Annotated in this window: 12 protein-coding genes; 8 read left to right on the top strand and 4 right to left on the bottom strand. The window is 46.9% G+C overall.

Translation table 11 applies throughout. The features are described 5' to 3' along the window. Nucleotides 1-244: 244 nt before the first annotated feature. From F8N00_RS12725 to F8N00_RS12690, 8 genes are all read left to right on the top strand, one after another. Nucleotides 245-796 carry a beta-class carbonic anhydrase gene (locus F8N00_RS12725; protein ID WP_023467896.1) on the top strand — a complete coding sequence of 184 codons (552 nt, stop codon included), beginning with the start codon at nucleotides 245-247 and terminating at the stop codon, nucleotides 794-796. Between the two features lie 312 nt (nucleotides 797-1,108). Continuing rightward, complete coding sequence (locus F8N00_RS12720) at nucleotides 1,109-2,428, top strand: Na+/H+ antiporter family protein (RefSeq protein WP_336449373.1); 1,320 nt, start codon at nucleotides 1,109-1,111, stop codon at nucleotides 2,426-2,428. Between the two features lie 123 nt (nucleotides 2,429-2,551). Beyond that, nucleotides 2,552-3,145: a DedA family protein gene (locus tag F8N00_RS12715; protein WP_023467894.1), complete on the top strand. Its 594-nt coding sequence runs from the start codon at nucleotides 2,552-2,554 to the stop codon at nucleotides 3,143-3,145. A 58-nt stretch (nucleotides 3,146-3,203) separates the two neighbouring features. Then, complete coding sequence (locus F8N00_RS12710) at nucleotides 3,204-4,085, top strand: hypothetical protein (RefSeq protein ID WP_336449303.1); 882 nt, start codon at nucleotides 3,204-3,206, stop codon at nucleotides 4,083-4,085. A gap of 163 nt (nucleotides 4,086-4,248) precedes the next feature. Next, nucleotides 4,249-5,619 carry an amino acid permease gene (locus F8N00_RS12705; protein WP_336449302.1) on the top strand — a complete coding sequence of 457 codons (1,371 nt, stop codon included), beginning with the start codon at nucleotides 4,249-4,251 and terminating at the stop codon, nucleotides 5,617-5,619. A gap of 336 nt (nucleotides 5,620-5,955) precedes the next feature. Beyond that, nucleotides 5,956-6,498 carry an alkaline shock response membrane anchor protein AmaP gene (gene amaP / locus F8N00_RS12700; protein ID WP_336449301.1) on the top strand — a complete coding sequence of 181 codons (543 nt, stop codon included), beginning with the start codon at nucleotides 5,956-5,958 and terminating at the stop codon, nucleotides 6,496-6,498. Between the two features lie 20 nt (nucleotides 6,499-6,518). Next, nucleotides 6,519-6,725: a DUF2273 domain-containing protein gene (locus F8N00_RS12695; protein WP_029341361.1), complete on the top strand. Its 207-nt coding sequence runs from the start codon at nucleotides 6,519-6,521 to the stop codon at nucleotides 6,723-6,725. A 56-nt stretch (nucleotides 6,726-6,781) separates the two neighbouring features. Further along, a complete protein-coding gene (locus F8N00_RS12690) occupies nucleotides 6,782-7,219 on the top strand; it encodes an Asp23/Gls24 family envelope stress response protein (protein ID WP_075642129.1) in 438 nt (145 codons plus the stop codon). A 56-nt stretch (nucleotides 7,220-7,275) separates the two neighbouring features. Here F8N00_RS12690 and F8N00_RS12685 read toward each other — a convergent pair whose 3' ends face one another. The 4 genes from F8N00_RS12685 to F8N00_RS12670 form a co-directional block, all read right to left on the bottom strand. Continuing rightward, nucleotides 7,276-8,043, bottom strand: coding sequence for an ABC transporter permease (locus F8N00_RS12685; protein ID WP_075642128.1), 768 nt, complete (start codon nucleotides 8,041-8,043; stop codon nucleotides 7,276-7,278). 1 nt (nucleotide 8,044) lies between these two features. Further along, on the bottom strand, nucleotides 8,045-8,995 hold the full coding sequence (locus tag F8N00_RS12680) for an ATP-binding cassette domain-containing protein (protein ID WP_336449300.1): 951 nt from the start codon (nucleotides 8,993-8,995) through the stop codon (nucleotides 8,045-8,047). Nucleotides 8,996-9,074: 79 nt separating this feature from the next. Then, nucleotides 9,075-9,356, bottom strand: coding sequence for a hypothetical protein (locus F8N00_RS12675; RefSeq protein ID WP_336449299.1), 282 nt, complete (start codon nucleotides 9,354-9,356; stop codon nucleotides 9,075-9,077). A 102-nt stretch (nucleotides 9,357-9,458) separates the two neighbouring features. Continuing rightward, on the bottom strand, nucleotides 9,459-9,969 hold a 511-nt coding region (locus tag F8N00_RS12670), incomplete at its 5' end, for a transporter substrate-binding domain-containing protein (protein WP_421018342.1).

Genomic DNA, 9,969 nt, shown 5'->3' with positions numbered 1-9,969 from the left:
TTCCTTCACAAATCAATCATAACCCCTTTTTCCTGTTTTGTGCATGACCATCCTGTGAATTCCCTCACACCTTTGATAGCGTTTACAACTGTTGTAAATTCTTCTTTTTCATCGTTTTGCTTCATGTACATGGATGTGTGCGATTTGTCACACCTCGCATTTTCGTGACTTGATAGCCGTTTCATCATCTTGTATTCTGATATGGGGTACATATTAAGAGCTACCACTAAAGGAGGACACTTGAATGTCAGTTGTACAGGAAATGCTAGCCTTCAACGAGCGATTCGTCGCCGAAAAACAGTATGAGCAGTTCGTCTCGGATAAGTTCCCAGACAAAAAGGTCGTCATCCTGACGTGTATGGATGCCCGCTTGACGGAACTCCTCCCACACGCACTTGGTCTTAAGAACGGGGATGCGAAGATCATCAAAAATGCCGGTGCTATCCTATCGCACCCATTCGGTTCCGTCATGCGCTCGATTCTCGTCGCGTTGTATGCTCTTGGTGCTGAAGAAGTCGTCGTCATCGGTCACCACGACTGCGGCATGAGCACGATTGATCCAAAACACATGATCAGTGAAATGAAGGATCGGGGCATCGACCAACAGATTCTTCACACGCTCGAAGTATCTGGTGTTGATTTGAATCAATGGTTGCGTGGTTTCACGTCAGTTCAAGAAAGCGTCGCTCACTCGGTCAGCCTCGTGAAGAACCACCCATTACTACCACCTGGGACGAACGTCCACGGACTCGTCATCGATCCAGGGACTGGTAAACTTGACGTCGTCGATTGTTGATCACTCTTTATAGAAGAAACGCAAATAGAATTGGATGATTTACTCCGCTTTAAACTAAAGATAACGTGCCATTTTCTCGTACCGGAGAAGAATGGCACGTTTTTTCGTATGAGTCATTTTCAGTGATCAACACGCTTCTCACTTCAAGCTTCAGGGTATAACAGAATGTAACTTCTTGTGGAGAGCTAAAAGCGTATCATTCATCTTTTGATTACGAGGTCAGACTTTTACTCTTGACAGCATTCCAACATGGCTGTAAGATACTTTAGTATAGTACAGTGATAACAAAAGAAAGTGTGGTTTTACTGAATGATAAACGCCGTATTGTTTGCCGTCTTTTTACTATTTATTTTAGCGATCTTCCGCGTCCACATCGTGCTCGCGATGGTCATCAGTGCGTTTGCCGGCGGTCTCGTCGGTGGTCTTGATTTAACTGAAACGACGAAAGCTTTTTCAGGTGGTCTTGGCGACGGGGCAGAAATCGCCCTGAGTTACGCGATGCTTGGTGCGTTTGCCGTTGCTCTCTCAAAAACGGGATTACCGGACGCACTCGCGCACGCCTTGATTGCACGTTCACGAGGTAATGCAAGTGCCTCATCGGTCAAAAAATTAAAAGGATTCATCTTGTTCGCAATTCTCTTGCTCGCGATCAGTTCACAAAATGCTTTACCAATTCACATCGCCTTCATTCCGATCATCATTCCGCCGCTTCTTGGTCTCTTTTCTCAGTTGAAGATGGACCGACGCCGGATTGCGATCATCATGACGTTCGGTCTCGTGACACCGTACATGTTCTTACCAGTCGGATTCGGAGACATCTATCTCAATCAGATTCTATTAAAGAACTTGAAGGCAAATGGTCTTGATACAACGGGGGCATCTGTCATCGAAGCGATGGCGATTCCAGCACTCGGAATGGTCGTTGGTCTCTTGATCGGTCTCTATACGTACCGGAAAGAGCGGACATATGAAATTCGTGATATCGCCCCGGACGATTATGAAATCCCGGTCATCACGAAAACGAAACTTGCTTTAAGTGGTGTTGTCGTCATCGCGACATTGATCGTCCAACTGCAAACGGAGTCGATGATTCTCGCTGCAACAACTGGTTTGATCCTCTTCTTGCTGCTTCGTCTCGTTCGTTTCAGTGAAGCAGATGACGTCATTACACGCGGTATGCGCATGATGTCATTCATCGGTTTCGTCATGATTTCAGCGAACGGCTTCTCAAACGTCTTACGTAAAACGGGCGATATCGAGCCCCTCGTCGAGAACTCGAAAGCGTTGATGGGCGATTCACAACTCGTTGCTGCCTTCGTCATGCTCTTGATCGGTCTTCTCGTCACGATGGGTATCGGTTCAAGTTTCTCAACCGTTCCAATCATTGCTGCCATCTTCGTTCCACTTTGTATCCAGTACGGATTCAGCTTAGAAGCGACGATTGCGATCATCGGTACAGCCGGTGCGCTCGGTGACGCGGGTAGTCCCGCATCAGACTCGACACTTGGACCAACGAGTGGTTTGAATGCTGATGGTCAGCACGATCACATGCGAGAAACGGTCATTCCGACGTTCCTGCACTACAATATTCCATTACTCATCTTCGGTACGATCGCTGCGGTCGTATTATAAAAACAAGACGGATTCGCTGTCATCGCGAATCCGTCTTTTGAATTGTCTCCGTTTTTTTCCTTTTCATTTTGTCCTCGGTTCTCTAAAATAAAGGAATGAACTGATACAAAGGAGTTGTCTAACGTGTTATCTCAAGTCGTCAACCAGATTTTACTTTCGCTTGCCGATCTCGGATATTTCGGCATCGCCCTCGGGTTGATGATTGAAATCATACCGAGTGAAATCGTCCTCTCTTACGGTGGATTCATGATTTCCCAAGGAACGATCGGCTGGCCGCTTGCTATCGTCGCTGCCGTCATCGGTGGATTATTCTCGCAATTATTCTTATATTGGTTCGCTCGCTACGGCGGTCGTCCCCTTATCCTGAAATACGGGAAGTATGTTTTGATTTCAGAACATCATCTCGATCTAGCCGAGCGTTGGTTCTTAAAGTACGGACAAGGCGTCATCTTTGGAGCCCGTTTCATCCCGGTCGTCCGTCATGCTATCTCGATTCCGGCAGGTCTTGCCAAGATGGATCAAACGAAGTTTTCTCTTTATACGGTGCTTGCGATCATTCCGTGGTCGATCTTGTTCCTGTATCTTGGTGAAACGCTCGGAACGAACTGGCGCTCGATCAAGGAAGTGGCTGCACCGTACACGAACGGTGTCCTAATCGCTGCCGTCGTCTTGATCATCTTCTATGTCATTTACAAACGCCGTCAACGAACGGTTTGAACAACTAGCAGTCTGTCTGACGACGGACTGTTTTTTTAAACAAACAGGAGGTCCTGCCATGCTCACATCCCCGCTTGCCCATTTTCCACTCCGTCGTTTGACTGCATCCTACCGGTCGGGTCGTCCTGTCGCGACTGGGATCACCGTCGACGGACACATCCTACTCGTTGAAGAGACATTTGATGAAGCGCGCGGTCGTACGGTTTTGTCGATCCATCAATTAAAGGACGAGTGGCGTAAGACGACGATCGTCGCTCAGTCAGAAACTGATTTCTCGTTCGTTGATCGTTTCCCAGACGGTCGGCTCCTGCTCGTCGCCTCACGCTGCGATGACGACATCGACGGCTCCTGGATGCCGAATGCATTCATTTATGATGTTCAAGGGCACTTACTCGATAGCTATTGTCTCGACGATGGGATTCAGAACGTTCAAATCGATGAACAAGGTCAGATCTGGGTCAGTTATTTCGATGAAGGCATTTACGCGGACGCAATGACGAGTTCAAACGGAGCGTTTGGTCTCGTTGCCTTCAACGACCGCGGTGAGGTCCAGTATAAAAATCGTCAATATCCAATCGATGACTGCTACGCTTTAAACGTTTGTTCGTCAAAGGAAGTCTGGTTTTTCTATTATTCCGATTTTCGCTTCGTCCGCATCGGTCAAGAGGATTTAGTCTGCGAGGCACCGACGATTGCTTTCTCGCAGTTTGCTCGCCAAGATACGTATATTCTTGCTGCCGATCATGAGGATGTCCAATTATTACAGCGGGATGGAACAATCTTTCAACCGATTCGCTCGATTCGATTCGTGTCTGAACAGGGTGAAATCCTGTCAGGTGAACTTACAATGCGTCAAGATTTGATTGTTTTATCCACCTCGAATCAGTTGTTTTTCGGTAAGTTGGAACGACACCTCCCGGCTTTGATTGCCAACGAATGAAAGCTGTTACACAATCGTTTCATGAATTTCTGATTTTTGAAAACCTCATTTCAAATTTTCAAAAAGACTAGCCGAGTTCTATCTGAGGATAGTATACTCAGCGTTATAGTTATTCGGGCAAGTTGTCTGAACATTATGACGTCACAGAATTTTTTTGGGGGAAATGATGAGTTCGAATTTGAAACGCGATTTAACAGCACGACAGGTACAAATGATTGCACTCGGAGGAACGATCGGGGTCGGTTTGTTCCTTGGGGCATCAAGCACGATCGCTTGGACGGGTCCATCCGTCTTACTTGCGTACATGCTAGCAGGAGTCTTTATCTTTTTCATCATGCGGGCACTTGGTGAGATGGTCTACACCCATCCTCACAGTGGTTCGTACGCAAAGTTCGCAAACGACTATATCCATCCAGCAGCTGGTTTTTTGACAGCAAGCAGTAATATCTTCAACTGGGTCGTCGTCGGGATGAGTGAAGTCATCGCTGTCGGGACATATTTACGCTTCTGGTGGCCGGAACTACCGACTTGGATTCCAGGCGTCGTCGTCATCATTCTCTTGACGCTCGCGAACCTTGCTTCCGTCAAGATGTTCGGTGAGCTTGAATTTTGGTTCGCCTCAATCAAGGTCATAACGATTCTTCTAATGATCGTCGCCGGACTTGGCATCATCTTCTTTGGTTTAGGGAATGACGGAAACCCGGTCGGCTTCTCGAACCTTTGGGCGAACGGTGGATTCTTCACGAATGGTTTTACCGGCTTCTTCTTTGCGCTCTCGATCGTCTTCGCCTCTTATATCGGTGTTGAGTTGATCGGCGTGACAGCTGGAGAAACGAAAGATCCAGAAAAGAACATCACGAAGGCGATCAATGGTGTCGTCTGGCGAATCTTGATTTTCTACGTCGGATCCATCTTCATCATCGTTACGGTGTATCCGTGGAATGAGTTGTCGGATCTCGGCAGTCCGTTCGTTGCGACATTCGCCAAGGTCGGTGTCACGATTGCTGCCGGTATCATCAACTTCGTCGTCATCACGGCCGCTTTATCCGGTTGTAACTCCGGGATCTTCAGTGCAAGCCGGATGATCTATGCATTAGCTGAAAAAGGACAAGTGCCGTCCTTCTTCTTAAAAGTTAACAAACGCGGCATTCCATTCTACACGGTCTTCGCAATTTCAATCGGGATTTTCTTCGGTGTCATTCTCGATATCACATTGCCACTCGTTCTCGGGAAGGATACGAACATCTTCGTGTATGTCTACAGTGCTTCGGTACTACCAGGGATGGTGCCGTGGTTCGCGATTTTAATCAGTCATATTCGATATCGTAAACTTGAAAGTGAACGGACAGCTTCACATCCGTTCAAGATGCCAGGTGCGCCGGTGACGAACTATCTGTCGATCGTCGCGCTGGTGACAGTGCTCGTCGGGATGTTGTTCAACGATGAGACACGCGTATCGATCTTAATCGGAGTCGCTTTCTTGATTTTAAGTACGGTCTATTACATCGTAAAAGTACCGAAAGTCGAAAAATAAACGTCTATCTCTCCTCTCATGACCGCATGAGAGGAGTTTTTTGATGGAGATGATTTTCTATATTGACATTGAATACTATTCATGGTAGATGTTTTTTCGCGAACGCTTAAACCCTTAGGACATCGTATCATTCTTGATTTCAGTACATAAAGCCGTATTTCATCTACTATTTTTCTAATAAATAGATAATTTTTCAGAATAAATAGTCTTTTTATTTGAAGTGTATTTTCATGTTTCGAGTTCGTTTGAGCGGGAATACTCTCACCATACACATAATATTTCATGTGTAGAACAATCACATTAAAACATTTTAACGACAGAAAGGAGAGATGTAACATGAACGGATTCAATCGTTTCCTACTCGTCCTGATCGGCATTCTCGGTTTAGTCAGCGTCGGTCTTCTTGTACTCGGCGTCTATGATGTTCCACGACTCAGTCCTTTGATTGAACAGTGGCAAGATCAACAATGGTATAGCTACACGATTTTATCACTTGGTGGCTTCCTAGCATTCGTATTTGTCATTCTATTATTCACTGGACTACTCAGTCGTTCAAAAGGACAACGTCTCCTGATTCAGACGGGTGACGGGAATATCACGATCTCTAAGCAAACGATCGAACGAACGGCACTCGAGTCGATTCGTGGTATCAACGGCGTACGTTCGCCACGCGTCAACGCGGATATTCACTCGAGAAAAGAAACAGTCGCGTTAGAAGTCGACTGTTCCGTCTTCGGTCAAGAAGGCTTGCCGACAATCGGCAAAGACATTCAAGAACGTGCCAAACATGCAGTCGAATCGTTGCTTGAACTACCTGTCACAAAAACACGCGTCCGAATCAGTGACACGAAGACAAAAACATCTGAACGCGTCGTCTAAGATCCGAGAGGAGGAAGATCATGAAAACGAGCGAAGCACTTCGTCCGTATCGCTACCGTCTACTCGGCGGTCTAGTCGGACTGATCCTCGCCATCTTGTTCTTGACGATCGGTTTTGGACCGACGTTGTTGATCATCGTATTCGCAACAATCGGTTACCTGATCGGTCAGTGGCGGGATAATGCGCTTGATGTAGAAGGATGGATTCAGTTCTTTCAGCGGGATTGAGCATAGCATACAGAAAATAAAAATCACTTAACTCACACTAAAAGGAGAGATTTCTCATGGCTAACGAAATCAACACGAAACAAAACGAAAACGAAGTAGTACGCGAAAACAAACTCACATTCGAAGATCAAGTCATTAAAAAAATCGCCGGTATCGCATCAAATGATGTCAAAGGCATTCTCTCAATGAGCGGTGGCTTCATGAGTGGATTGACAGATCGTTTCCGGAGCACGGAAGATATCACAAAAGGCATTGACGCGGAAGTCGGCGAACGACAAGTCGCACTCGACTTAAAAGTCATCGTCGAGTACGGCAAAAACATTCCGTCCATCTTCCAAGACGCTGTCTCAAAAATCAAAAAATCAGTCCATGATATGACAGGACTCGATGTCGTCGAAATCAATATGCATGTCGAAGACGTCATGACGCGTTCCGAGTTCGACGCAAAAAGTAAATCGTCGAAAGAAGAGGAAGAAAAACGCGATTTGAAATAAGACAATCAACTAGATAGCCGCATGAAATGGACCCACTTAAAAACGGGTCCATTTTTTTACTTTTTCAACGCTCCGCGTGCGTTCAACGCAGCAAAGATCACCATCGCAATGCTGAGAACAGCAGCGACGATCAAACCTTGCCAATAAACCGACCAATCAATCTCCGAACGGGTCAACACACTACGCATCCCTTCCATGATATAGGTCGTCGGATTGATCGTCGCAGCAATCTTGAGCCATTCGGCTTCAATCAAGTCTTTCGGCACAAACGTCGTCGACAGGAAAATCAGCGGGAAGAATAAGAGCGTTCCGGCTTGAGCGGCTTGCGCATTCCGTGTCTTCAAAGCGACACCGACCGAGTAACCGGCAAAGGCGAGTCCAAATCCGAGCGCGAGTAAAATCGTCAAGAAAAAGCCGCTGACACCGACTGGAATCGATAGACCAAGCAAAAAGGCCATCCCGAAAATCAGTAACGTTTGAACGAATAATTGCAACATCCCGGCAAGCATCGGTCCGAGAACGATCGCTGTTCGCGAGACGGGTGTCAATAAAAGTCGTGCGAAGTAACCACTCTCGATATCCTTGACGAGTGCTTGACCGGCTCCCCCGGCTCCACCAACAGCACCCGAAACGATTGAAACTGGCAGAATGAAGTTCAAATAATCGACGCCATCGAACTGCGGTAAATTCGAGATTCCGGACAAACCACTCGTGTAGACGAGCAGGAAAAAGACACTAATGATCAAATTCGGAATGAAGGAAAACGGATTACGTAACGTGACGAGTAGACTCCGACGCATCAAAAACCAAGTTTCCCGTACCATGTCAGGATTCCTCCTTATAGGCTTGCCCCGTCAAGCGAATGAAGACATCATCAAGCGACGGTTGTTTGACGACCAGTGACGTCGCAACGATCTTCCGTTCGTCAAGAAAACGGACGACCGCGCGCAAGGTTTCCGTTCCCCGCGAAGGAATGACGAGACGATCTTTTTCCTGACGACCGGCAAACGTCTCTATGACGATTCGTTCGTCCTCTTTTTCCACAAGTGTCAATTCAATCCGCTCTTCCCCGTTTGCTGCCTTTAACTCGGCTGCCGTCCCTTCCGCAATTAGTTCTCCCTCGTTGATGATCGCAATCCGGTCTGCTAGCTGATCGGCTTCTTCCAAGTACTGAGTCGTCAAAAAGATCGTCGTGCCGAACTCTTCGTTTAGTCGCCGAACCTCGTTCCAAATTTGCAGACGACTCGCCGGGTCAAGTCCGGTCGTCGGTTCGTCAAGGAACAAAACAGTCGGTTGATGGACGAGTGTCAAAGCGAGGTCAAGCCGACGTTTCATCCCACCGGAGTAAGTGCCAGATCGACGCTTGCCGTCTTGATCGAGTCCGACGAGTTGCAACAATTCTTCTGCCCGTTTCTTAGCTTCCGTCTGACTTAATCCAAATAATTTTCCCTGTAGGACAAGTAACTCAAGACCGGTCAAATCTTCGTCGATGCCGGTATCTTGAAGGGCGACTCCAATTTGCAAGCGGACCTGTTTTTCTTGTTTGACGACATCAAATTCCTGAATCGTCGCCCGACCTCCGGAAATCGGAATCAACGTCGTAAGCATCTGGACAGTCGTCGATTTTCCGGCCCCGTTCGGTCCAAGAAAGGCAAAAATCTCCCCTGCCTGAACGTCGAAAGAAATACCTTTGACAACATCCTTCCCATCGTACGTCTTCGTCAAGTTCTCGACATGAATCATCTTCATTCCTTCTTTCCCTAAATTCCAAGTCATGTCCAAGATTTTCCCGTTTTTTCTGTTCTCGAATCAAAAAAAGACACCTGATTCGGTGCCTTGATTCATTCTATAACTATTACGCAACAATCTGATACACACCATACAAGACGCTGGCAGATACTACGAGCGTTGTGACGATCGACACCAGCATCATCGTTAATCCGATTCCTGTTAATCGAACAGTTCGGGCTAACGCGAGACTAAATGAGAGCACTGCACCAGTTGTAAATATAAGCGCCCCTCCGAATAACAACGTAGAATTAATCCATGACTCTCCGATGACAATCCATGTGTAAGTGATACCAGCAAAAAGAACGGTCATGATGAGCCATTGTCTCGCTGACACGTTTTTCAACATATTGATTCCTCCTAATTTGCTTCTACATACTTGTTCGCCCTTTCCCACTAGATTCCTGTTACGAAAAAATCGTGCCTCCTGCTGTCAGGAGACACGATCCACTTAAGACGCCACTTGCCATTTTTCTTTTAATTGCTCCATCTCTTCTTGACCTTCGTGCGATTGCATCCAGAGATTGAAGACATCAACAACGTCTCCTTCCGACTCTCGAACGAGATAGCTCTTCTCTGCTGGAATCCATTTTTCTTGAATTCTTGGTGCCGCGAGTCGTTTGTCGAGCGCTTCATAATGAATCGCCTCGACCGTATCGGTGATCATGACATCGACTTCACCTGAGGCAACCGCATGCGGGATGTCGAGGTTTTGTTCATACATGACGATATTCGCCTTCGTGAACGTCTTACGGACGAACTGTTCATTCGTTCCCCCTGGATTTAGACCAATCGTCACGTCCGGACGATTGATTTGTTCGATCGAAGCAAGGCGTTTAGCATCTTCTTTACGGACGAGCGGTGTCTTTTGGAACGACAGATAACTCGACGTGAAGTCACCGATGATCTCGCGCTCGATGTTCTTCGTTACGCCCCCGACGACCATATCGAATTTCCCGCTA

It is taken from the genome of Exiguobacterium sp. A1_3_1 (assembly GCF_048985645.1).
Classification (GTDB): Bacteria; Bacillota; Bacilli; order Exiguobacteriales; family Exiguobacteriaceae; genus Exiguobacterium_A; species Exiguobacterium_A indicum.
The sequence above is the reverse complement of the archived record's forward strand: the minus strand, read 5'-3'. Positions and strand labels throughout refer to the sequence as shown.